This window comes from Kangiella spongicola (assembly GCF_003194565.2).
In the GTDB taxonomy this organism is placed as follows: domain Bacteria; phylum Pseudomonadota; class Gammaproteobacteria; order Enterobacterales; family Kangiellaceae; genus Kangiella; species Kangiella spongicola.
In genome coordinates this window covers 41,294-66,031 of the sequence record NZ_QICH01000001.1, presented here as the reverse complement: position 1 = coordinate 66,031, position 24,738 = coordinate 41,294, and the positions used below count along the sequence as shown (strand labels likewise).

Below are 24,738 nucleotides of genomic sequence, written 5' to 3'. Positions count from 1 at the left end.
ATTATTTATGATAAATTTTGCGCTTATTTGAAACTCGTCAAGCTTTTCGGAAATGTCACATTTGTCTATATCAAAGCCCAAAGCCGTAAACAAAAAAGATAACCAAAGCTGGTTATTTTTGCCGATTCTTATGGGGTTGTTTCAAAGCACCCTGATCGCAGCTACGCCAAAATTTATAGCAATTACGGGGTTATCGGCGGTGCAGTGGGCTGTTCTATTATCGATGCCGACCTTATTGTTTTTGTTCATGTCACCAAGATGGGGGGGCTGGGCTGATCGTCACGGAGCAGGGGTGATAATCCGCTACTCGGCCCTAGGCTTAGGTCTTTCCATTCTTATCTTGAGCTTGGTGTGGTGGCTTGGCAAAACTCTTTCGTTTGCACCCTGGTTATGGTTCATGGCGATTGCAGTCAGCCGCATTCTTTATGGCGTAAGCGCTAGCGGTGTTATGCCAACATGTCAGTCTCTAGCGGTTGAAACATCTAGTAGAAGTGAAGCTACGGATGATAAAAGCGATGGGTTATCGATGAAGCGGCTCGGGCTCGTAGGCGCCTCACTTTCCATCGGGCGACTTTGTGGGCCTATTGTTTTAATTGTGCTGGCCTCGCAAATCAGCTGGGTTTTAAGCGTCTTTTGTGTAGTGGCTCTGCCAATTGTATGGGCTGTTGTGACGTTTAGCTTAACGTTTAGCTTAACTACAACGCCCAAGAAGAACGGCGAAACGAAATGGTTAGAAGAGTCTAAAAAAGAAGAAAGCGGTGATAATGACAATCGCTCCACTGCGCCGCAAGTTAGGGTGTTTTTTGCTTTAGCATTTTGTGTCACCTTATTGCTCGGCTACCTACAATTTATCCTTGGTCCCTTGTTTCTAGAGTGGCTTAAAGATGCTGAACAAGCCACCTTTATGATGGGCCTAACTATGACGGCTGTGGCGACTACTGCACTATTGTGTCAGCTTCTAATTGTGAAGCGACTGAATTGGCGCTCATCCAGTATTATGATCATTTTGTCATTAGTCTTAATCGCCTCTACCTTGGGTTTTAGTGTCGCGCAGTCTACGCACTTAGTACTAGCTTTGATGGTACCCATTGCTGCAGTTATTGCTTTAATTACACCAATTTATAGCCGGTTTGCCATGGCACTATCGAACGCCACTAAAGGTCACATTAGTGGCAAGCTCGCAGTGGCTCATACGTCCGGTTATCCGCTGGGAAGTTTGTTAGCGGGGTTAAGTTATGGAAAGCTTACATTCTGGTGGTTACCGCTCAGCCTAATCGCTGGCATCATCTTTATCTTAAGCTGTGTGGTCGTTTATAAAAGCCGCTTAAGCGCCTATTCAAACTTAGCGAGTAACATGTAACTGTGATGAGGCGCTGGGGAATTGCATTTGAGGGAAACTGTCAGTATTGTTTTAAAGCATAGAATCCAAAAGCAGATGAATATAAAAGGATATTGATGAGCCAAGAAAAGCTAATCGCACTATTTATCGATACTGACAATGTGTCGAATAAATACATCGACTTAATTTTGTCGGACTTAGCCAGTCATGGACGAGTCGTTATTCGTAAAGCGTATGGTAACTGGACTAAGGATGGCCTAAAAGGCTGGATTGAGTTACTACCTGAGCATGCTATCCAGCCCATCCAACAGTTCGATCTAACCAAAGGCAAAAACGCTACGGATATGGCGATGGCGATTGATGTCATGGACGTTCTGTTCACCAAAGAAGTCGATATCTTTTGTTTAGTCACCTCGGATTGTGACTTCACGCCATTATCCATGCGGCTCATAAACGAAGGCAAACTGGTCTTTGGCTATGGCGAAAGCAAAACCAAGGATGTCTTTAAAAACTCCTGTAGCCGCTTTTTAGTTCTGGATTCGAAGCTGGATAGTGAGCAATCGCAAAGAACCAACCCGAGTAAACTCAAGCAGGACACGAAGCTTATTTCCTTGATTCGGGATGCGATTGACCTCAACTCTGACGACAAGGGCTGGGCGTCGCTAGGTCCTATCGGTTCTTTTATTACCAATAAATCGTCGATCGATATTCGAAATTATGGCTATAAAAAACTGAGCGACTTGATCAAGGTGATTGATTTATTCAAAACCAAAAAAGTGGGCAATCAGATTTTAGTTAAAGATATCAAGAATGAAGACAGCGAAGTTTGACGTCATTGGTCACCGCGGTGCGATGGGGCTTGCACCAGAGAATACGCTGTTGTCTTTTAAAAAAGCCTTGGAGATTGGCGTCGATGGTGTGGAGTTCGATGTTCAAAATATAGATGATGAGCTTCTAGTATTTCATGACGATACACTAGATCGGACTACCAATGGTTGTGGACGATTGCTCGATTACTCACTTAATGACTTGCGTCAACTCGACGCAGGGCAGGGCGAGAAAATACCTTTATTAGCAGAGGTCATCGAGCTCATCGGCGATAAAGCTTTTATTAATATTGAACTGAAAGGAATCAATACCGCTAGCCTAGTGATGAAGCTGGTTAAGCTGCTCGACAAAAGGCGCTTTAAGAAAGAGCAGTTTATTATTTCCTCTTACTTATTTTCCGAGCTCTATCTTATCCATGAATTTGATCCCGAGATCCGCATTGGCGTGATTGCCGATGATCAGCCGGTCGTTGCCTTTGACTTTGCTGATGAAATTAATGCCTACAGTTTTCATCCGTGCTATTCGATGTTGGATAAAGACCTAATCGAACAGGCACACTCCAGAGGCATGAAAGTTTATGTTCACACGGTCAACGATCTCGATAAAATTCAAAACTCTAGGGAGCTGGGCGCTGATGGTATCTTTACCGATTATCCCGATAGAGTGGTGGACTTTCTTGCTAAAGAAGGGCTGAACTGAGTTAAAAATATATCTATAAAAGAAAAAGGCGCTAAAAAGCGCCATTAATGAAAATCAAAATGCTTAACGTTTAGTTACCGTTCTTCTTCATCTTTTCAGCCTGGTAATTCTGAAGACCAATCTTCTCGATCAAACCAAGTTGAGTTTCTAACCAATCTACGTGCTCTTCTTCGCTCTCTAAGATTTCTTGTAATAAATCACGGCTCACGAAATCACGAACTTTTTCGCAATATTCGATACCGTCGCGCAGGTCTGGGATCGCCTGTAATTCTAACGCTAGGTCACACTCTAAGATTTCTTTGGTGTCTTCACCAATGCGTAAACGACCTAGATCTTGCAGGTTTGGTAAGCCTTCAAGGAATAAAATACGCTCGATTAACCAGTCTGCGTGCTTCATCTCATCGATCGATTCTTCGTACTCGTGGTCGGCTAATTCTTTTAAGCCCCAGTCCTTGTACATGCGAGCGTGTAGGAAGTATTGGTTGATGGCCACTAGCTCGTTGCCTAGTACCTTATTCAATATTTCGATAACTTTTGCGTCGCCTTTCATGTCTCTCTCCAATTAATGAACTATTCCTTCATTGTAGGAAGCTTGAACCAGTTTAGCAAGCCAAAGGTTCTCTAAGTTATTGAAATTAAATGGAAATCAGAAACGTTATCAATTGGAACTAATTCTTGTTTGGACTTGTTTCTCAATCAACAGCATAACTCTCTGATAGTGTTACTAAATAAATACGGGTTATTTATAGCAGGGGTATAGGAGAGGGGGATACGAGAGTGATGAGCGAGTTTGTAGGAGTAGGACGCGAGCTTGCAGGAATTGAAAAAGTAACAGAAAGCTTGTTGCTTCAACAAGCTAAAGCATTGGACTGCAAATAAAGACTTAGGCAGCGTGGATAGCGATTCGGCCAGAGTCTGCGTTCAACTGCATATCCAACTCGGCGCGAGTTGCTCTCAAGATCTGCTTGGCATCACGAGCACATTTGCCACATTGAGTCGCCACGCCCATTTTGTTTAGGCATCGCATAGAGCAAGCGCCTTCGCAGGCCGCTTTTTTGATTGCTTTGTCTGTTACCGCTTTACATAGACAAACGTACATAATTTCAATCTCTCTTTGCAGTATTTCTGGTACAAGTTCTTTATGGGCAGAATTTTCTTACAAATGAGAATGATTGTCAATCATTTTAACATTGCTATTTGGATTGGGTTGTTTGGCTTGGCGCATATTTTGAACTGATTGGGCATAAAAAAGGCCACTTGCGTGGCCAAAAGGAGCTTCTTAGGGGTAAGTAGCGTAACTATGATATTTGGATTTAATAGAAGCTCAACCGGAGTAACCTATGAAACTTAAGTTTTAAAGCTTGTAGCGTGAAGCCGTTTCAGCGACACGTTTGCCCAACATCTTAGCTGTTTCACGATCTGACGTTGGTGGAGCGACATCAGCACCTTGGTCAGTATTACTTTGCGCCATAGCGCCTAAGTAACTGCCAATACGATTAAGATCTTTGACTGACGCGGTGCTGCTGTTATTACCAGGCATTAAGCCCAAGCTGACCCATAACATACCTTGCTGAGCCGCGAATACCGACATTTGCATTAAAGTGTTAAGCTTGTCGCCACTTTGAGAACCTGAGTTAGTGAAGCCGGCTGCTAGTTTGTCTTTCCAACCTTGCTCAGCCCAGACCTTCGATGACTTATCCATAAAGCCTTTAAAGTCGGCACTAACGCTACCCATGTAAGTTGGGCTACCAAAAATAATGCCTTTGGCATCCGCGAGATCGTCCCAATGCTCGTCAACTTTATCGACCGGAACCAGTAGAGCATTAGCGCCACCTTCTTTGATGCCTTCGATAACAGCTTCTGCTAAAACTTTGGTATGACCGTAGCCACTGTGGTAAACCACTGCGATTGAATCGCTCATCTTGTATCCTCCAGTGTTTGTGAATAAACACGCTAAATTACTTGATGGCGTTAATATAATCGTTTTATAGTTATGCATAAAATGAATCATCTGGATAACCGTTATGCACATAGAGAATTTTAAAAACGTCGACCTCAACCTATTACTACTACTGGACGTGATCCTCGAGGAGCGACATATCTCTAATGCCGCGGTGCGGTTAAACATGAGCCAGCCAGCACTCAGCCGTTCTTTACAGCGCTTGCGAGAAACCTTAAATGACCCCTTATTGATCCGCGTCGGTAGCGGTTATCAGCTGACCGAAAGGGCGCTTCAGCTTCAGCCCCGTCTTAAAAGTTGGTTAGCAGACTTTATGTGTCTTATGCAGCCCGAAGAGTTCGTGCCCGAAGAAGCGACCGGTGAGCTCAGCATCATGTCGATGGACTCAGAAGTTAGCCTCTTTCTGCCTAATCTATGGCAAGACCTACAAAAAGAAGCGCCCAAAGTCGCCATGCGTACCATGGGCTATCGACCTGACGCGGTGACATTGCTAGAAGCAGGTGAAATTGATTTCTTGATTGGCGATGAGAATAAATCCTTAGGAAGTACCAAGTATCATAACTATCACCTGTTCCGACATGATTTCGTGATGGTCATGGCGAATAGCCATCCCCTAAGTAATAAAAATATAGACTTAAAAACCTACACTCAGCAGCGCCACGGCTTAGTCACGGTGACGGGTAAAGGGCTGGGGCGCATCGATAAGCTACTATTAAAAGAAGGCCTAAGTCGTAATATCGCCTTATTTGTCCCAACCTTTCACCTGGCGATGGATATTTGTAGTCGTACCGATCTGATTTTTGCCATGCCGAGACTGGTCGCGGAAAAAGATGCCGAGAAATATGGTCTAGTCATCAAAGAACTGCCCTTGAAAACACCGTATTTAGACATATATCTTTACTGGCATGAGCGCCAGCACCAAATGGCGCTTCATCGGTGGTTTAGAGGTCTCATGCGTGATAGTGTAAGACGCACCAAAGAAGCGATAACTGCTTAATATATAGGCATTTTAGTAAAAAGCTATGAGCCCATAGCTAAAACTAATCTATCATGTGATCGCATAAGACATACCCATACAAAAGCGTATAATACGCTCACGAATTTAAAAACATATAACTCTTGGAGGAAATAATGGGAGTATTAGTAAGCCGTAAGGCACCAGATTTTACTGCAGCAGCTGTTCTAGGTAACGGCGAGATCGTTGAAGATTACAACTTTGCAGAAGCAACAAAAGGCAAGCCAACCGTTCTATTCTTCTACCCACTAGACTTCACGTTCGTATGTCCGTCTGAGCTAATCGCTTTTGACCGTCGTCTAGCAGAATTCAAAAAGCGTGGCGTAGAAGTTGTTGGTGTTTCTATCGACTCACACTTCACACACAACGCATGGCGTAACACAGCAATCAACGACGGAGGTATCGGCCAAGTAGGCTACACGCTAGTAGCAGACGTAAAGCACGAAATCTGCCAAGCGTATGACGTTGAGCACCCAGAAGCAGGCGTAGCATTCCGTGGTTCATTCCTAATCGACAAAGACGGCGTAGTACGTCACCAAGTCGTAAACGACCTACCACTAGGCCGTAACGTAGACGAAATGATCCGCATGGTAGACGCGCTTCAGTTCCACGAAGAACACGGCGAAGTTTGCCCAGCTGGCTGGAACCAAGGTGACAAAGGTATGGATGCATCTCCGGAAGGCGTAGCAAAATATCTTTCAGAAGAAGCTGACAAACTATAAATAACTGGTTAGATTTTTCTTATACTTTGTTAAAACAGGAGCCAGAAATACTCATTTGCTAGAGCAAACTCCGTGTTCTGTCACCTGTTTTGTCGCGTCTAAGTAAAATCTACCTACGTTATTACAAGCCTCAAGGTTCGCGTCTTGGGGCTTTTTTTATGCTCGTCATTGCGAAGGAGCAAAACGACTCTTGGTGACCGAAGGGAATGCCCTTTGGTGCAATCTCCTTAGGTATCACCTCCGCTCCTAAAACAACTTCTGCCGCGAACTCGAAACAATATATCAACGTTAAAGATTAAAGTCCTGAGGCTAACGCCTTGGGGCTTTTTTTGTGCGTTTTCGTCATCACGGTTCTAAAGGGCTTTGAGGTTTTTTAATGCTCGTCATCGCGAGAGCGTCAGCTCGTGGCGATCTCTTTGGGGCTCATGAGATTGCTTCGTCAGCTTTGCTTCCTCGCAATGACAGTAGTTGCATGAAGTTAACGCTCCGAGGATTTTTTGACACTCCCCAAAACTTACAGTAATCTCTACTTGAACACTAAATAAACAAAACAAAGAATATAGGAATAAGGCTGAAGGACGTTCGCCATCAAGTACACATTTTATTGCAACTCCGAACGATACTGCACTTCAAGACCGCCTTTACTACGGTATTAGCCACTTTTCTGGGATAGGGAAAATTATTTCTTAAAATTAGTGGCTTACGAGCCAATTCGTGTATTCTTATGTTAAGTTAAAAAAGGATCTTCCTCAAATGGAAAAGACACCTGAAGAAAGAGAATATGAAGAAAGGCTTCGAAGACGACTGAAGATCCTTCAAGAAAAAATGAAAGAGGGAAAAATTCATATCGCTGAAGGCTTAGGTGTCGCTGAGAGCTTAGATAAAGTTCGCGCTGGCCCAGACGGTGAAGTGGATCTTGATACAGCCGATGGCCTTGTGCGTTCGATGGCACTCGCGATCACAGAATTGCATGACAGAGATGAATTAAAAAAAGAGGCCTCACTTTCTGAAATTCAGAACGCGTACTTTAACTTCTTTGATCAAAATTTTAGTCGTTTTTACAACATAATGATTAAGAGAAAGCTTACTCCGCATGAAGCTGGTTTAGCTGCAATGAAGAGCGAAGGGTCGATTAACGAATTGATTGAAAACCTTGATGGTTTTCTTGAATTTATTGATGAGTTTTGGGGAGAGGTTGGATATATTGCCCATTATCATGTTGAAGACATGCATAATAATATTAAGGGTATATTTGGTGGAGATCTTTTCCCTTCTCATGCTGAAAATTTAGCGTCCAAGTGTGGTATTTATACTGACACTCTTATTTTACCCTGTCCTTTTTTAAGATCGAAACATATATTTCAAAGATCAACACCTGCAGATCAAGCATATTATTTGATGAAGCATGCAATGAACATTCTCCAATACAAAGAACTTGCTTGCGCTGATGTAGATGTCCCAATAGTTGTAGTACTTCCTGATTTGGCAGCTCTAGACGAAGATGAAATGAAATTTTTCCATCAATTAGGTGAAGAAGATTCTTTAAAGCATTCACGAAAAGTGTTTGGGCGGGATTTTGAAAACATAGAAGACTTTTTCAGCTTTGCACATGAGTTAGATACCATAGAAAGAGCTGTAGCAGAAATTGCTGATGAAAGTAGAGTTTTATTTGATACTGACTGGGATGAAGACATTAGCACACAGCTTGAAAAGGCATGTAATGGGCAAAGTGCCGAGTTATTAGGTACAAATAATCCTGGGCTGATTCTTGCCTCTTCGGCTGTTGGCAGAATGACTACAAGTAACGAACTACTTATCAAATCTCGCAGACTCAGAGGAACACCTATAATCGATGCTCCTACCTCATGGCAATATCTAGAATGGAAAATGGAATATGATGCTGAGTCAGCTGAGCAGGTTACAAATCTTAAAGACCTACATATTACAAGAGGCTTACAAGGTCTAGCTGATGGGCAAATGGAGTGGCTTGGTAATGTGCCGCCCGAAGCATTAATTGAAGTTAGAAAGCAAGGTGCCATGGAAGAGATCCGAGCGATGCTAGGGCAAGGTATTGATGGCCTTTCAGAAAGTAACCCTGAGAACTTTCATAGAACTAGAGATCAGATATTTAAAAATATTGATCAGGCATTTGATTCTCATAAAGCCAATATAAAAAAACTACGTGAAAAGCAGTGGAAATTTGCAGGCTCTGATATTGGCTCTTGGTTAGTAACTGGAACTCTTGGAATTACCTCAATTGCAACTGGAACACCTGTTTGGGCACTAGCAGCTTTAGCTGCAGACCAAATGTTAGATGCACCAAAGCTTAGAGATATACCGAGCTCAATACAGGATCTTGTTGACGAGAATAAAAAACTACAAAAATCTCCTGTAGGGTTGCTATTTAATGTTCAGAAAAAGCTTAACAGGAATTAATCTGAAACAATGGGGGCAGAGCTAGCGTAGCCTCGAAAGAACGAAATTAATGGGGGATTCGTCAGGGTCAGAGTACATTAAATAAGGAAATGCATTAATTCAAGCCAACAATTGAAAGCCGCATAATGCGGCTTTGCTGTAAAAGTAAACGTAGGGTGCGTCGTGACGCACCTTATTTTCTACAATTAACCATGAGGTGCGTTATAACGCACCCTACGCTTGTTGTTTTTATACGTTCAACACTAAAAATAATTCAAAACCCCACAATCCGGCTTTAGCTGTAAGAAATACACACTTGTTACTTCAATAGTGGTGAATCTAGGGTGTCGGCGGGTGTGCCGATAAGGTCTTCTACAATGTCTTTTATCATGGCGAGGTCGATGTGCTTTTCTTTAATGAGTGCTCGGGTAAGGTCATCCAGAGATTTTTCGCCCTTGGTCTTTTCGTTTATTTCTTGCGCTAATGCCTCTAGCAAAATGACTGCGCGGGCGGTTTGTTGCCTAGTTGAGGAGCGACCGCGTAGTTTGGTGATATCTTTACTCCAGTCTGCTAACCAGTTGAAAACACGTTCGCGCCTTTTTTCACTCAAGCCACCGCTACGGTAAAGGATTTCAATGGCGTAGTATTCAGCTAGGCCTTCCACTATCCAGTCGTCGTTACCTTTATCGGTAATACCGGTTATGGTGTGGAACAGTTCGTGTAGTAAGGTGCTAGTACCGTTTTCACTCACCATGGGGCGGTCGGCATGGAAAAATAGTGAGTTGGGGCCAGATAATCCACCTCGCCACAGAGGATCTGGTGCGGAAACAATGAGTATTTTAGGGGGTAACTCACCCACCAATTCACGAAACTGTGGCCAATTCATCAGTATAAAACTGACTAAATCCATACGTTTCACACCCATGTTTTGAGGCGCGCTGACTGCGATGTGAGTACCATTTAATCTCTCTCGGCGGGTGCCAAGTTTACCGGCGATAAACCAGCCGGTTGGGCGATCAAAGCGGCGTTCGGGGTTATCAATAATAAAGTGTCTATCGTCTTTTTTAGGCCAGCCACTGTTTACGCTGTTCCAATGTTGAGGCAGTTCAAAGGTGAGAGTCGCTTTACTGTGGGCACCTAGTTTGGTGCGTACCTTGGCGGGCGGAATAAGATCGTCGCCACGGAATATGGCAAAATCTTTTTGATAGATAGAGTCATACTCGCCGGGGCTACGTTCATGATTAAGTTCCACTGTGTAACTCAGGCGAGCGTTTTTTTCCGGTGGCTGCCAAATAGCTCGGCCATCTTTTAGCTCTAGCTCGCCATTGCCCTGAACGTTGCTATGGAAGTTCTCGTCGAGACGGAAATCAATACTATTGACAAGCTTAGCATCGGGCAGGCTAATTTGAACCTCTGCCTGCTCGGTGTCGGGATTAATGGTGGCGTGGTATTGCAACTGATACGTTCTAGTTTGCTTGGCCTTGGCGCTCATTACAGTTAGCAGGCACAATGAGATTAATAACAGCCCTGAGCGGAATAGCAGATGCATAAATAGCTCCGTATGTAGCGATTTAAGGTAAAGATGTTTCGAATACAGGTAAGGTTGCGTGATTTACCCAACGGTATCAACACTCACCATCACAATTTTTGTTAAATAAGTTAAATTTGTTATCACGCTATCGTTTTATTCTCATCTGCCGCGTTGATGTTAATTTATTAAGGGCTAATAGAACATTTATTGACTGGCAATCTTTACTAGCACTTCGTTTTTACGCATAAACGGTATGGACCAAGGGGTATTGTACTTGGCTCTTATAAAGGGTGGGGCGATACTAATCTTTTCTTTGTTTGCGTACGCGGATAGCTTTTCTTGATAGTTTTGCCAGTTACTCTCAGTCCAACGGCCTGAAAATGATATTGCTAAAAATGTCTCTTTCTCTATTTGTTCGAGGAGGACACGTTCGTCATTAGGCTTAGGTAGATTGCTCTTACTCACAACTTTAGGCATGACAAAGCTCACTTTATGGAAACTTTTGTTCATGTTGCTCTCAAGCACTGGAACCGTCATGCTCATTTCTTTATTGTTGGCATTACCACCAAAAATATAGTTTGCTAGAGGTTTGAAACCGACATTCCCTTTGTGAGCGTAGAGCTGCTAGGAAGAGTAAGCAGGGGCATAGTACACTTATTTTTAGATTACAGAATTTTGTGAGTATGCAAGCCCCAAGTTGAAGCTTGGGCTTTTTTTGGGGGTGCTGATTGCCTTGAAAATTAAAGGGATATTAATGGTGTCAGTTTACATTAACATCTTGAGTTTTTAGTCTTTATGCAATTGTGGGTTTTTAAGCAAACGCCTTAGGTCGCTTTGTATCAGATGTCCAGTTTATTACAAATTAGATATTTCTAGCGATGTATGTATTTTTGATATCTGCGTCACTTTATCTTCGTAATTGGTTTTAAAATCCTACCGTGGTGGTATACTTTGCGAAGCTTATCTGTAGCGCAGATAATGTATCATTTTGTATCAACAGGATGCCGGCCACAGTTAATTATTGGCTTAGTTTATTGGGTTTAGTTAATGGATTTAGTTTAGGAGTAATAATTTAATGGAATCAAGGGATTACCTAGAAATGTCATTCAAGAGTATCAACTGCTTTAGTAATGACGGTAAGTTAGACGCACAAGAGCTTGGAAAGATTCTTGCCATTGCAGAAAGAGATGGCGAGATTGATCAAAATGAAATCCGAGTATTACGCAACATCATCTCTAGAATAAAACCCAGTGAAGTCGATACGACGATGAAAGCCAAGCTGGAAGAGGTGCGTGTTAAAATCGACCAGTTAAGCTGAGTTTGATTTTACTGTGTTAGTACGCTGTTAGTTGTATAAATAGTTCAGGGAATGAGCAGTTAAATCAAAAATGGCATATAAAAGCCATAATCATACTCTTTGATATTTCCGCTTTATCTGCTGACATCCGTGTTCGAGCTTAAACGCGCGGCAATGCTTAGTCGACCCATCATTCCTTACCTAGCTATCTATTTAGCAATACAGAAATAGTACAAAATATTATTGACATAATATGTCGATATAACGTATTGTAGTTTTAAAGGACATAATATGTCATTGATAACAATAGGAGATAAGATGCAAATAAATACTATTCTGGAGATGCTCCAATCTCATTCCACTGCTTCGGGGGTTTTATTTAACTGCGAAATGATTGATAGCGATATTGATGTGGATGTTATTCGAGTGTCTATCGCTAACAAAGATCGGTTGCCAGTGTTCATCACGATGACGGAAAACCAAATTTTGTGCATGGTGAACTTATGGAAAACCGAAGAGATCGATCCGGCGAGATTGATTGAGGTGCAGAATTTCATGCTGGAGTTAAGCGTAAGCATGCCGCTGTCGTCATTTGGTATTGCTGGTGGGCGTTATGTCCTGTTTGGAGCACTCTCACGCACCTCTACAGTAGAGCAGTTAGCGGAAGAAATTATTACTTTGACGCAGCATGCCGACGATTCGGTGGAAGCATTTGCGGAATACACAGTTTGAGACTTAATAAAACATAGGTAGGTATATGAATATCATTAAGAAGTTAATCTCCTTAGTTAAGGGTAGTTTTCGCGAAATGGGTGAAAATGTTGTGGATGCTAATTCCACCACTATTTTCGCTCAAGAAATTGAAGACGCCAAAACTAAAATAAAGGCAGCTCGTAAAGATTTAACTGAAATCATGGCGAAAGAAATGCAGGCTGAAAGAAAGATTGCAGAGCTTGCGCAAAAGTTAGACGAGAGAAAGCTACAAATTACCGCAGCGTTAGAAAAGGGCGAAGACTCTTTGGCGGAGGAAGTGGCGCAGGCTGCATCAGTTATCGATAGCGAGCTAGCAGAAACTCAAAAAGCGAAAAATACTTATACCCAGCATATTGCTAAATTGAAGTCGATGATCGAGAAAGGCAATGCGGACATTGAAGAGTTTGAGCGTCAGGTAAGCTTGGTGAAAACGACAGAAAACGTGCAAAAAGCTACTAAAGCTATTGCTACAAATTACCAGTCAGCTGATGGCACTTTATTTGATGCCAAAGAAACGCTAGAGCGAATCAAGCAAAAGCAACAGGATTTTGATGATGAGTATCTGGCATCACAAAGACTGGATGAAGAAATGTCGGATAAAGGGCTTGATGAAAGGCTTGCTGAAAAAGGCATTTCTGACGCAAAGGGCGGCAATAAATTCTTAGAAGATGCTAAGAAAGAAATTGCTTCTAGAAGTTAAGTTTAACTAGGGGCTTAGGCCCCTATAGAGTCAAAATGGCTAAATCACCTAAAGATATAAAGAGTAAATGGAAAGGCGAAGCTAAGGCAGTTAAAGCCGTTCAATTAGCCTTTGAGTTTGATAGTTCGATTCAGAAACACATTAAGCTTGAAGCTATTCATAACGATGTAACGCCATCTGATTACATACGCTCTATATTGGGTTTAGAAGTTCCTAATAAGCCGGTAAGGCAAAGAATTTCTATTTCATTCTCTGAAGTTGATTTTGAGTTTTTAGGTAAAAAGTATTCTTTGGATCCGAATGACAGAAATGCCATTAAAAGCCGAGCCTATAAGGATATTGTTGAATACGCCAGTAACGAGCTAAAGAAGGGTAACAAGTAGTATGGATTCATTTATAACGCACCTAACGAGTTATCCCAATGTGATCTTGGCTTTCTTAATGGTCTTCATCATATTTTATTGGTTACTTGCTCTTATCGGAGCACTGGATATAGAGATTTTTGATGTGCCTTTTGGCGTGGACGGGGACGCGATACCGGATACTCATACAGGCGATGGCCTAACTGGGATCGCAGGTTGGATGACGAGTTGGGGGCTAACGGGTGTGCCGGTTTCTGTCATGCTGACTATTCTAGTGTCCACCTGGTGGTTAGTTTGTTTTATTGGAACAAGCTTGGTCTATGGCATTTATGATGGACTCTTCGTAAAAATTATTTTGGGAACAGCGGCACTGTTATTAAGTTTTGTGGTGTCTGTAGTTGCGACGGCTAAGATCATTAAACCGCTGAAAGGTTGGTTCGTTAATCATGTTGCGCCAAAATCATCATCTTTCGTTGGCCATGAAGCAACGGTCATCAGTTCTATCGTTAATAAAACTGCTGGTAGAGTCGAGTATAACGATGGCCAAGCGGGTTTAATATTTAATGCTCGATGTGATTCGGCGGACAGCCCTGTGAAGGGTGAGTCTGTAATACTTATTGCCTATGATGTTGAGCAGGAAATATACCAAGTACAAAAACACAAGGAAGGAAAAACTTCATGAATAACGAACAATAAAACACCTCACAATATTTGCACAGATCCTTTTAAACACAATAAACATACAATTTTTAATGGAAATTAAGTTTTTCGGAGATAGTAATGACTGATTCTTTAATGGCAATAATTATTTGGGCGGGGGCAATTCTCGTCGGTATTGTAGGCCTAGCCTTTATCATCACTCGCTTCTACCACAAGGTTGAGCAAGGCTGGGCGATGATTGTAAACACCACAAAAAATATTCCTGACGTAACGTTTACTGGGCGTATCGTATGGCCAATCATTCACAAACGAGAAATGATGGACATATCCTTAAAAACGATCAATATCGATCGTAGTGGTAGTGATGGCCTTATCTGTCAGGACAATATCCGTGCCGATATACGAGTGGACTTCTACATCAAGGTTAATAAAACTGTTGAAGATGTACTGAAGGTTGCTCAATCAATCGGTTGTAGACGTGCTTCTGAGCAGTCGACCATTGAAGAATTATTTGCTGCTAAGTTTTCGGAAGCATTGAAAACAGCCGGTAAGCAAATGGACTTCGTTGAGTTGTATCAATCTCGTGATAAATTCCGTGATGCCATTATTCGTTCAATCGGTACCGATTTAAATGGTTATACATTAGAAGATGCGGCTATTGACTATTTAGAGCAAACGCCACTTCATCAGTTGGATGGAAAAAACATCCTCGATGCTCAAGGTATTCGAAAAATCACTGAGTTAACAGCTCATGAGCACATTGCAACAAATGATTTCGAGCAAAGAGAAAAGACTGAAATCACAAAGCGTAATGTTGAAGCCAATGAACATATTTATACGCTTGAGTTTGCGGATGCAGAAGCAAAAGCTAAGCAAGAAAGAGAGATCGCAACTGCGAAAGCTCGTGAAGCTGCTGAGACTCGCAAGGTAGAGGAAGAGCAGCGTAAGGTTTCTGAAGCTGCGCGCCTAGAAACGGATCGAGAAATTGCCATCCAGGAAGAAACCAATAAACGTGATGTCGAAGTCGAGGCTGAAAAGAGACGTAAAGCGGTAGAAACTGAAACTATCGAAGTTGATAAGGCGAAAGAGCTTAAGATTGTCGATAAAAATGCGTCGGTTGAAGTTGCTGAAATCGAGAAAGAAAAGCGCATTGAGAAGCAGAAAAAAGAAATTGCAGACATTGAGCGTGAACGTGTGGCTGTTGAGAAAACCGTTGCGGTAGAAGAAGAGCACATTAAGACGCTTCGTGTTGTGGAAGAGTCTAAACGCTTAAAAGATGCCCAGGTAATTGCAGCTCAAGCGAATGCTGAAGAAGAGTTGGTTAAGAAGACCACTCATGCGAAGGCTGAGGAAGCAGCGTCTAAACATGAAGCTGTTCGAATTGTTAACCTAGCGGATGCTCGTTTAGCTGAAGCGAACAAGCGAGCTGAGTCTGATAAAGTAATTGCTGACGGTGAGCGTGCAAAATATGCTGCGCATGGCTTGGCTGAAGCCGAAGTTGAAAAAGCTAAAGCAGAGTCTAAGAAAGTTGATGGTGAGGCCACCGCAGAGGTTATTCGTATGCAAGGTGAAGCGGATGCCATTGCTATCGAGAAAAAAGGTCTTGCTGAAGTTGCTGTAAAAGAGGCTGATTCTGCTGGTGAAGAGAAGCAAGCTATGGTTCCTATCCTTGTTAAGACGAAGGAAGCTGAAGCGGTTATCGCACACGGTGAAGCAGAGGCTTACGCACTGTCTAAGCGTTATGAAGCTGAAGCAGAAGGTATCGAGAAGAAAGCCGCTGCAATGGCCACAATGGATAACCATGTCATGAGTCATGAAGAGTTCCGTATGACATTAGAAGCGTCACATGCTGAAAATGTTAAAGCTATTGATGCGAATAAAGATATTGCTGGTGAGCAGGCTGAAGTACTGGCTAAAGCACTACAAGACGCTAATATTGAAGTTATTGGTGGCGAGGGTGATTACTTCGAAAAATTAGCAAGTGGTTTGTCTATTGGTAAGGCGGTAGATGGTGCTGTAGGTAAAAGTGATTTGATGAAGTTATTAGCTGGTAGAGCGCTGTCTTTAGGCTCAGGCAAGTCAATACCTATGGACAAAATTGTTTCCATCTTATCTAAGGTTTCTGGAAGCTTGAAGGATGGCAAGATTAATATTGCTGGCATGAGCGTTGATACTGATACTGTTGCAGGTTATCTAAAGCAGTTACAGGAGAAAGGCTCGATTGAAATTGCAGGTCAGGTTTATGATACAGAACAAGTCATTGCGATGCTTGAGTCTGTCGACAAGGAGTCGTAAGCCATTAAAAAGCTAAGTGGAAACACTTAGCTTTTTCTCTAGATAATCTTGATAGGTAATAAATACAGTGACTACAGATATTGAACAGCTAGAAAGAGCCGTCGAAGATGGTGGCTCGTATGCCGTTATTCGGGCTCGATTAGACAATCTGGCGAATGAGTTGAGTGCGTCGGTAACAAACCTTAATACTAAGCGTGAAGAAGAGTTTGGCAAAACGATTCTTGAGCTTAAGGGGCGAGCCCGGATTCGAACAGAGAATAACTGTATCCCCCGTGATATTGTTCGTGTGGGTGATTACTTATTGTTCGCCTATAATGTTTTTATTGGCTTGAAATCTACTGTTTCTGTCAAGGATGTGCTGACCTTATGCAAGCTTAAAGAAAGCGATGGTGAGTATGAGGTCGAGGAAGTTCCTTTAGAGAATACATTCTTGGACGATCCTGCCTTCCTGAAAGATTTCAGTAGCCTGTATAGCTACTATAAAGATGCATCATTCAGCCACCTTAGAGTCACTCACAATAAACTATTAGCTGAGTTTAGGGTCGGTCGAAAAGTTACCGATGTTAAAGTGTTCCGCTGGTCTGTGGTAAAAGATGACATAACCTATATTGATGATCGTGGCGGTGAGGACATGGTTATGCCACCGTCCCACGATTTTGAATGGACCGAGGTCGTGCGTGAAGACTTTATTGATGGCGAGCATCCTCATGCCTCAATTTACGATGAAGTATTTATTGAAACTGTAGGTGGCGATCTAACCATCAAGGTCGAAGATAATACTGAGTCTGGTGAAGGGATTTACGCCGAGCCTGTTGACGACCCATCTCAAGACTTAGGTGATGCACGTATATATTATGCGCGCTCTGGTGGCCTAATACTGATAAAAGTATTGCCTTATAACGAAGAAAACTATCGTTACTTTGCTTACAGTCCATTAACTCAAGAGGTTATCCGGGCCGACGAAATAGGTGACGCTTGTGTTAATTTACCGGAAGAGCACGGTATCATTCACCCATCGGGCTATATGCTTTCTAATGGCGAAAATAGACGGTTACCTGATGCTAAATCTGGATTGAAATTTAAAAGCAAGATTGCGTCTCCTAACGGTGAAGATGTTTTATATGTTTTCTTTGAGCCAGAAAATGGCTTATTTGCCCTATATTCTTACAATATAATTACGAAAGAACTACAGAATCCACTCTATTGTAACGGCTACAGCCTATACGAAAATGGTACTCTCGTTATCTTTAGAGAGGAAAGGGGCGAGCCATCACGAGTCCACCAAATCCAGATTTGGGAAACTTCCTACCAAAGTGATCTATATGCATCGAATCAGCCGGTAGAGACAACGTTTCTGGCATCGATCGGCAATGCAGAATTAGTCCGCGGAATCTCTGAGTTGAAATCGATAGAGCGTTTAGTAGACTCTGATAAGGTTAGCTCAGCACTCTACGAAGAAATAATTAAGCACTCAAAAGTAGTCAAGGACTCATACTTTTGGATGGATTCGAAAGAGCTATCTGAATTGGGCGATACACTTAAACGAATTATTGATACTTCGGAGTTGGTACTCGACGAGTATGAGAAGGTCGTCAGTATTTCGAAACAATCTGAGAGCTCCCTAAATGAAGCGAAAGAGTCTGTTAGTAGCTTGGTTACTGACTTACGGGTTCAATCTTTTGATAAAACTGAAGATTTCGTTGAGTTCATACTTAAATTAAATAACAAGCAAGGCGAACTTATTTCTCTGCGCGATAAGCGCTATATCAATCTTGATGAACTTACTGAGCTAGAAAAAACTATTGCAGAAGAGGTCGAGGCGTTAGGAAAAAAAGCTGTAACATTTATGTCCTCGGGAACGGCTCTTGATGAGTACGCCGAGGAAATCGATGAGGTCTACAGCAGGATCTCTGAGCTTAAAACATCCAAGGATATTAACCAAGAAGAAACAAAGCTGACAGCAATTAGTGAGGGGTTAGATTCATTAACCGATGTGATTAATGGATTAACGATTGATGATATTACCATCAAAACGTCTATTCTAGAATCGATCTCCACCGTATACAGTAAGGTAAATCAAACCAAAGCTCATGCCAGACTAACGCTGAAAGAAGTTTCTGGCGGGGAAAGTAAAGCTGAGTTTGGTGCACGTATCGCGGTATTGTCACAGGCTATTTCAAACGGGCTTGCTGCTGCCGATACTCCTGAAGAGTGCGATGATGAGCTTGCCAAGATCTTGATTACCGTTGAGGGTATCGAGGGAGCTTTTGGTGATGACGATGAGTTCCTAGAGGTAATTCTTGAAAAGAGGGACGAAATACATACATCTTTTGAATCAAAGAAACAGAAACTGGTCGATGCGCGCCAACGAAAAGCTCAAAGTATTCATGCCTCCTGCGAACGTGTTCTAGAAAATATCAGTCGTAGAGCTTCCAAAATGGATAACCTCGATGCTTTAAATACCTACTTCTCCAGTGACCATTTATCATTGAAAATTGACTCAATGGTAGAGCAGCTCAGGGAGTTAGGCGATAGCGTTAAAGCTGATGATATTAGCTCAAAGAAAATTGCCGCGAAAGACAACGCTATCCGCGCCATGCGTGATAAGACCGATATTTTCGAAGATGGCGGAAAGCTGATTAAGTTGGGTCGCCACAGGTTTAGTGTTAATCAACAAAATCTCGATTTAACCATTTTACCTAAGGGTGACAAGCAATACATTCATCTTACTGGTACTGATTTTTACCAACCGATCTCGAATGAATCGCTAAATAATAATCAGGAGTTCTGGGATCAGCATTATACGTCTGAGAATAACTCTGTATACCGTGGTGAATATTTAGCTTATAACCTACTCAATGACGCTATAAGCTCGGCTAAAGACCAGCAGTTAGAATCCTTGAAAAAAGTCCATGTGGCAAAAGGTTCTTATGCCTCTATTATTGATGATTACATAAAGCAACACCCTAATGACGGCTATGAAAAAGGTGTACATGATTTAGATGCCGATAAAATCTTATCTGCTCTAATGGTGCAGTACATCGATTCACCATGGGTCGTATACCCGGCGAAAAGTAAAGTCATTGCGATGTGGTTTTGGGCTAGCATTGATGACGAATCTCAACGAGGGGCCTTAATCCAGCAAGCAAAAGGTGCTAAGTCACTAAAAGACAACTTTCAGAACTCAAATCAAAGCCACCAACTTAATGCTGATATCCTTGAGTTGATTAAAACTACGATTGATGCGAGTTCTATTAACGCCAGTCAGTTCGAGTATGATTTGTCCGCACAATACCTAGCGGATGTATTGGCCACAGTGACTACGAATGATGTGACTTTTGAAGTATCTAATGCTGCGGAGAAGCTAGCTGAGTCTTTTACTGAAAAACTGAAAAAAGATAATATACAGCAAGAGTTTGATGCCGGATTAGAGTCTTCGAGCAACTCGCTTAATAGATTACTACTCGGTAAGAACTGGTTGTCGGCTTTTGATCCAGCTGCTAGTGAAGATATTTGTTTTGAAGCGGCGGCCACGCTGGTTTTAGAAGGGCTTGAGTCTAAAGCTTCTGGCGTAGCCGAGCCGATTGAAGTCGAAGGTTTGTTAAGTGACCACCCGAAGATTACTGGACGAAAACTGACTGTTTCTGCTAATGAGCTGTTTAGTCGAGTAGGGTATTACTCTAGTGTTGTAGTTCCACAGTATGAAACTTTCCAAGAAGTTCGACGAAATGTTATTCAGGCTGAAAAAGCTAAGTTTGATGTTGAAACTTATAAAGCTAGACCACTGACTTCCTTCGTTCGTAATAAGCTAATTAATAACTCATACTTGCCCATTATTGGTGATAACTTCGCTAAACAAATCGGCGCGGCAGGTGTTGATAAAAGAACAGATTTAATGGGAATGCTTCTTTTAATTTCCCCTCCAGGTTACGGTAAGACGACTTTGATGGAGTACACAGCGAGCCGTTTGGGCTTAAACTTCATGAAAATTAACTGCCCGTCGATTGGCCATGATGTGAAGTCGTTAGATCCAGAAACTGCTCCAAACTCCACAGCGCGCCAAGAGCTCGAAAAGCTTAATCTAGCATTGAAGATGGGCAACAACGTTATGCTTTACCTGGATGATATTCAGCATACCCATCCGGAGTTTCTGCAAAAGTTTATTTCGCTGTGCGATGGTACTCGTCGCATTGAAGGTGTTTGGGAGGGTGATAGCCAAACATTTGACCTTCGAGGTAAGAGGTTTTGTGTCGTCATGGCGGGTAACCCTTACACTGAATCTGGTGAGGTTTTCAAAATTCCAGACATGTTGGCGAACCGTGCTGATGTTTACAACTTGGGCGATATCCTAGGTGGTCAGTATGAAAACTTCACGCTGAGTTATATCGAGAACTCATTAACCTCTAACCCATATTTAGCTCCGTTAGCCTTGCGAGATATTAATGATTTGTATTTATTCATTGATAAAGCTAAGGGTAAAGAAGTTCCAGAAGGCGACTTTAGTTACAGCTATAGTGCCAGTGAGTCGAGTGAGATCATCAGTGTTTTAAAGAAGATGATCAAAGCACAAGAGTTATTGCTGTCAGTAAACCAGGAATATATTCGTTCTGCCGCTATGGATAATAACTACCGTGAAGAGCCACCGTTTAAGCTTCAAGGCAGTTATCGTAATATGAATAAAATTGCAGAAAAAATTGTACCTGCAATGGATGATACCGAGCTAACGCAGTTGCTGAGTGACCACTACTTAGGCGAGTCTCAGTTACTAACAGGTGGCGCAGAAGAAAACCTGCTAAAGCTTAAAGAGTTAAGAGGTCTCTTAACCGAAGAAGAGCAAGCTCGTTGGATTGATATCAAGAGTGAATTCAAAAAGAGAAACTCTCTTGGTGGAGATGACGACGCTGGGACCAAGATTTCATCAGAGTTATTGAATCTTGGAGAAAAGCTAGAGAATGCTCTCCTAAGCTATAAGTCTAACGATAGCTCCGAGAACGATGCATTATTGGAAAAGTTAACCGCAGCAGTCGAAGCGCTAGGCGCTAAAGAAGTCATTATTAAGAATCACTCTAATCCAGAGCTTGAAAACTCAATTACTGAGATGATTGATAAAATGACTGAGATATTCTTACCATCTTTAATTATGCTTAATAAAAAATCGACGTTGAACTCCATCAATGCAAAAAAGTTAATGAATATTATCGATAAGCTTCAAAACTAAACCGTTAATGATCAAAGTAAGTGAGTGCTAATTGGCATTCCAATATCAAGCAGGCAGTAACGAAGCTTGTTAAATGACCATAATAAAAGCCCTAAGTGTATAGCTTAGGGCTTTTTTGTATGGCGTTGAAGATATTATAAATCTATAAGACTTTAAACTGTTACTTTCTCAACGGTATTGACGCGTCTGTAAAGACCGTACCTATAGATTGTATGAATCAGAGGAATATTGATTACCGATAAAGGAGCCGAGATCAAGACTGCAAGTATTCCAATAATCCAAACTAGAAAGTTTGTCCCATCAGGTATAATTTGCTTAGCTCTAATTAAGGCAATACCAATAAAGCAAAGCATTGCCACCATCGCAATTGGCAAACCAATCTTATACAGTTTTGACGGAGCGTCAGCCAAAGCGACAAATAACAAGATAAAATATATAGAGGTTAAAACTAATCCCAGCGTCCAATCTGGCTTTGTATAAAGTCCATGCTTTTTTAGTGCACTTAAGAAAAGATTCTTCTGCTCTTTATTGAGTCTACTTAAGCGTACTGTCCCAGCTTTTTGTTGCTGCCTTAAGACCCACTTACCGCTAACCTTTAACTCAAAAAGGTTAGCCTCGCTAATATCATCAGTGGCTTTAGAACCTTTTTTCCACTTTGTTTCGATCTCAAAGCCTTGGACTCTAAGCTCGTTAGTAAGTTTATTTAATTGCTCTGCTGGAAATTGATCCATTTTATATTGTTCAAACATATTGTTTCCTTTTGTGTTTGATTAGAGGGTTGTTGGTTATTCACACAGTGATTTCGGAACTCTTAATCTAGTTTCTAGTTGGTCTATGCCCATCGTCACCTATAAACTTTCTATGGATATAGCTTTGCTTTGGCTTCGGGGTAGGGCATAAACTCTTTGTCTTTGCCGAGTATGTCGAACACCATATCGGGGGTGATGGCTTGTTGTTGGGCCTTTTCTTGTTCAGGTAGGAGCATTTTTGGCTTGCCCCAGTTCATCATCCAATGCCAACAGCCGTCGGCTAAGACGTTGGGGATATAAAAAGCTAATCGCACTGGAACCAGAATGGTTTTAATGACTTGCAGTGTCGTCGGTTCGTTCTCGCGGTATGGTGGAAACGGCCAATGATAGCTTACTGCTTCGCGGAAGCTAATCGAGGTTCGAGTGGTTTTGCTCGATAGTGGGTAATAGAGGCGCTTCGGTACGTCCAAACCTTCAGGCCCATTTTCCATAAACTCACGAATAAACTCCCACGCCATCTCGCAACCGTCGTAACCATCGGCGGTAAAGGAACCTTCAATCACTGCTGCTCGTTTCATCTTTTTCTGCTGTGGTGTCAGCGGCTTGCCATTGAGATTTCGTACAGGCTTTAAATCTAAAGCGATAATGGTGTCTTGTAGCGGTACAGCGCCCGATAAGGTGGTGAGGTTCTTTATACGCCCTCTGATATTGCGCCATTCCCCCTCAAAGACCACGCCAGAAGCCACCATCGAGACTTTCTGGTCTTCACGGTCAAAGATGGTGGGAGAGTCTTTTTTTATCATGCGAGCCATGATGTAAGAAAATCCGGGGCCACCCCCAAAGAATATAATAAAAATTGATAATAAGAAAAACAGCTCGTATCCGTCTAAACTATCTTCAAGTGGGGTAAGAATTCCTATTGTCATATATATAGCGGTAAGCCAAATAAAAGAAAGCACCACCAACCCGCGAAACCTAGAGGTGCTTGTGCATCGCTGTCAAAACTTCTAATTTGAAGTTGATTGTCATTAAGGCTTTGTAGCTGTTGATCAAGTCGCTTAGGAGCATCAAAAGATGTGCTTCTGTTTAGTTTAGTTTGTAGCATAGGTATTATTCAGCATCCTTGTTGGAATGATTATTATCAATAAATTATGGATACAACTTTGCTTTGGCTTCGGGGTAGGGCATAAACTCTTTGTCTTTGCCGAGTATGTCGAACACCATATCGGGGGTGATGGCTTGCTGCTGAGCTTTTTCTTGCTCGGGAAGCAGCATTTTGGGTTTGCCCCAGTTCATCATCCAATTCCAGCAACCGTCGGCTAAAACATTGGGGATATAAAAAGCTAATCGCACTGGAACCAGAATGGTTTTAATCACTTGCAGTGTCGTCGGTTCGTTCTCGCGGTATGGTGGGAATGGCCAGTGATAGCTCACGGCTTCACGGAAGCTAATCGAGGTTCGAGTGGTTTTGCTCGATAGGGGGTAATAGAGGCGCTTCGGTACGTCCAAACCTTCGGGACCATTCTCCATAAACTCACGAATAAACTCCCACGCCATCTCGCAACCGTCATAACCATCGGCGGTAAAGGAACCTTCAATCACTGCTGCTCGTTTCATCTTTTTCTGCTGAGGCGTTAGAGGTTTGCCATTAATATTTCGCACAGGCTTTAGGTCTAAAGCGATAATGGTGTCTTGTAGCGGAACCGCGCCCGATAAGGTAGTGAGGTTCTTGATTCGCCCTCTGATATTGTGCCATTCCCCCTCAAAGACCACGCCAGAAGCCACCATAGAGACTTTCTGTGATTCACGGTCAAATATAGTCGGAGAGTCGTTTTTTATCATTCGAGCCATAACGTATGAGAAGCCTGGGCCCATAAAGGTGAAAAAAATTACTGTTAATACGAACATAGTTATCATTTCGTCATCAATACCATTATCAATGAAAACGAAAGTATCAGCTATTGCTATAAAAAAAGGAATTCCTAAGACATAGTAGAACCACCACCCTGCAAAGCCCATGGGTGCTTGCGCATCGCTAGCAAAACTTCTAATTTGAAGTTGATTGTCATTAAGGCTTTGTAGCTGCTGATCGAGTCGTTTAGGCACATTAAAACGAGTGCTTCTGTTCAGTTTAGTTTGTAGCATATCTCACTTTTCTCGGTCTAATTTCTAATATTGTTAATGCTTGTTTTCAT

Annotated in this window: 20 protein-coding genes and 1 pseudogene; 13 read left to right on the top strand and 8 right to left on the bottom strand. The window is 42.2% G+C overall.

Annotated elements, in window-relative coordinates; translation table 11 throughout:
• Positions 1 to 52 precede the first annotated feature (52 nt).
• From DL796_RS00245 to DL796_RS00235, 3 genes are all read left to right on the top strand, one after another.
• Positions 53 to 1,360 carry an MFS transporter gene (locus DL796_RS00245; RefSeq protein WP_110198891.1) on the top strand — a complete coding sequence of 436 codons (1,308 nt, stop codon included), beginning with the start codon at positions 53 to 55 and terminating at the stop codon, positions 1,358 to 1,360.
• 95 nt (positions 1,361 to 1,455) lie between these two features.
• Positions 1,456 to 2,169 (top strand): NYN domain-containing protein, encoded by a 714-nt coding sequence (locus DL796_RS00240; RefSeq protein WP_110198890.1) that lies wholly within the window; start codon positions 1,456 to 1,458, stop codon positions 2,167 to 2,169.
• Positions 2,150 to 2,866, top strand: coding sequence for a glycerophosphodiester phosphodiesterase (locus DL796_RS00235; protein WP_110198889.1), 717 nt, complete (start codon positions 2,150 to 2,152; stop codon positions 2,864 to 2,866). The genes DL796_RS00240 and DL796_RS00235 overlap by 20 nt, the downstream gene beginning before the upstream one ends.
• Positions 2,867 to 2,936: 70 nt before the next feature.
• Here the strand turns inward: DL796_RS00235 and bfr are convergent, their stop codons facing one another.
• From bfr to DL796_RS00220, 3 genes are all read right to left on the bottom strand, one after another.
• Positions 2,937 to 3,416: a bacterioferritin gene (gene bfr, locus DL796_RS00230; RefSeq protein WP_110198888.1), complete on the bottom strand. Its 480-nt coding sequence runs from the start codon at positions 3,414 to 3,416 to the stop codon at positions 2,937 to 2,939.
• Between the two features lie 333 nt (positions 3,417 to 3,749).
• A complete protein-coding gene (locus DL796_RS00225; protein WP_110198887.1) occupies positions 3,750 to 3,965 on the bottom strand; it encodes a (2Fe-2S)-binding protein in 216 nt (71 codons plus the stop codon).
• A gap of 255 nt (positions 3,966 to 4,220) precedes the next feature.
• On the bottom strand, positions 4,221 to 4,787 hold the full coding sequence (locus tag DL796_RS00220; RefSeq protein WP_110198886.1) for a flavodoxin family protein: 567 nt from the start codon (positions 4,785 to 4,787) through the stop codon (positions 4,221 to 4,223).
• Between the two features lie 103 nt (positions 4,788 to 4,890).
• On the opposite strand from DL796_RS00220, the gene DL796_RS00215 reads away from it, so the two are divergent.
• From DL796_RS00215 to DL796_RS00205, 3 genes are all read left to right on the top strand, one after another.
• Entirely contained in the window at positions 4,891 to 5,823 is a 933-nt protein-coding gene (locus tag DL796_RS00215) for a LysR family transcriptional regulator (RefSeq protein ID WP_110198885.1), read from the top strand.
• Between the two features lie 134 nt (positions 5,824 to 5,957).
• Positions 5,958 to 6,563: a peroxiredoxin C gene (locus DL796_RS00210; protein ID WP_110198884.1), complete on the top strand. Its 606-nt coding sequence runs from the start codon at positions 5,958 to 5,960 to the stop codon at positions 6,561 to 6,563.
• A gap of 753 nt (positions 6,564 to 7,316) precedes the next feature.
• On the top strand, positions 7,317 to 8,999 hold the full coding sequence (locus DL796_RS00205; protein WP_110198883.1) for a hypothetical protein: 1,683 nt from the start codon (positions 7,317 to 7,319) through the stop codon (positions 8,997 to 8,999).
• A 298-nt stretch (positions 9,000 to 9,297) separates the two neighbouring features.
• Here the strand turns inward: DL796_RS00205 and DL796_RS00200 are convergent, their stop codons facing one another.
• Both DL796_RS00200 and DL796_RS00195 read right to left on the bottom strand, forming a co-directional pair.
• Positions 9,298 to 10,470, bottom strand: a complete 1,173-nt coding sequence (locus DL796_RS00200; protein ID WP_110198882.1) for a hypothetical protein — start codon at positions 10,468 to 10,470, stop codon at positions 9,298 to 9,300.
• 243 nt (positions 10,471 to 10,713) lie between these two features.
• Positions 10,714 to 11,106: pseudogene (locus DL796_RS00195) on the bottom strand (SOUL family heme-binding protein); the annotation flags it as partial.
• A 478-nt stretch (positions 11,107 to 11,584) separates the two neighbouring features.
• Here DL796_RS00195 and DL796_RS00190 point away from each other — a divergent pair.
• The 7 genes from DL796_RS00190 (at position 11,585) to DL796_RS00160 (ending at position 21,794) form a co-directional block, all read left to right on the top strand.
• On the top strand, positions 11,585 to 11,827 hold the full coding sequence (locus DL796_RS00190) for a hypothetical protein (protein WP_110198880.1): 243 nt from the start codon (positions 11,585 to 11,587) through the stop codon (positions 11,825 to 11,827).
• 270 nt (positions 11,828 to 12,097) lie between these two features.
• Complete coding sequence (locus DL796_RS00185) at positions 12,098 to 12,538, top strand: DUF2170 family protein (protein WP_110198879.1); 441 nt, start codon at positions 12,098 to 12,100, stop codon at positions 12,536 to 12,538.
• Positions 12,539 to 12,563: 25 nt separating this feature from the next.
• The gene (locus DL796_RS00180) at positions 12,564 to 13,259 is read left to right on the top strand and encodes a PspA/IM30 family protein (protein ID WP_110198878.1); all 696 of its coding nucleotides are present in this window, start codon (positions 12,564 to 12,566) and stop codon (positions 13,257 to 13,259) included.
• Positions 13,260 to 13,294: 35 nt separating this feature from the next.
• On the top strand, positions 13,295 to 13,642 hold the full coding sequence (locus DL796_RS00175) for a hypothetical protein (protein WP_110198877.1): 348 nt from the start codon (positions 13,295 to 13,297) through the stop codon (positions 13,640 to 13,642).
• A gap of 1 nt (position 13,643) precedes the next feature.
• On the top strand, positions 13,644 to 14,303 hold the full coding sequence (locus DL796_RS00170; protein WP_110198876.1) for an OB-fold-containig protein: 660 nt from the start codon (positions 13,644 to 13,646) through the stop codon (positions 14,301 to 14,303).
• Between the two features lie 98 nt (positions 14,304 to 14,401).
• On the top strand, positions 14,402 to 16,576 hold the full coding sequence (locus tag DL796_RS00165) for a flotillin family protein (RefSeq protein ID WP_196597929.1): 2,175 nt from the start codon (positions 14,402 to 14,404) through the stop codon (positions 16,574 to 16,576).
• Between the two features lie 67 nt (positions 16,577 to 16,643).
• Positions 16,644 to 21,794 (top strand): DNA repair ATPase, encoded by a 5,151-nt coding sequence (locus tag DL796_RS00160; protein WP_110198875.1) that lies wholly within the window; start codon positions 16,644 to 16,646, stop codon positions 21,792 to 21,794.
• A 152-nt stretch (positions 21,795 to 21,946) separates the two neighbouring features.
• On the opposite strand, the gene DL796_RS00155 is transcribed toward DL796_RS00160, so the two are convergent.
• From DL796_RS00155 to DL796_RS00145, 3 genes are all read right to left on the bottom strand, one after another.
• Positions 21,947 to 22,543, bottom strand: coding sequence for a hypothetical protein (locus DL796_RS00155; RefSeq protein ID WP_110198874.1), 597 nt, complete (start codon positions 22,541 to 22,543; stop codon positions 21,947 to 21,949).
• Between the two features lie 110 nt (positions 22,544 to 22,653).
• Positions 22,654 to 23,469, bottom strand: a complete 816-nt coding sequence (locus DL796_RS00150; protein WP_110198873.1) for a hypothetical protein — start codon at positions 23,467 to 23,469, stop codon at positions 22,654 to 22,656.
• Positions 23,470 to 23,692: 223 nt separating this feature from the next.
• Complete coding sequence (locus DL796_RS00145) at positions 23,693 to 24,688, bottom strand: hypothetical protein (RefSeq protein ID WP_110198871.1); 996 nt, start codon at positions 24,686 to 24,688, stop codon at positions 23,693 to 23,695.
• Positions 24,689 to 24,738 lie beyond the last annotated feature (50 nt).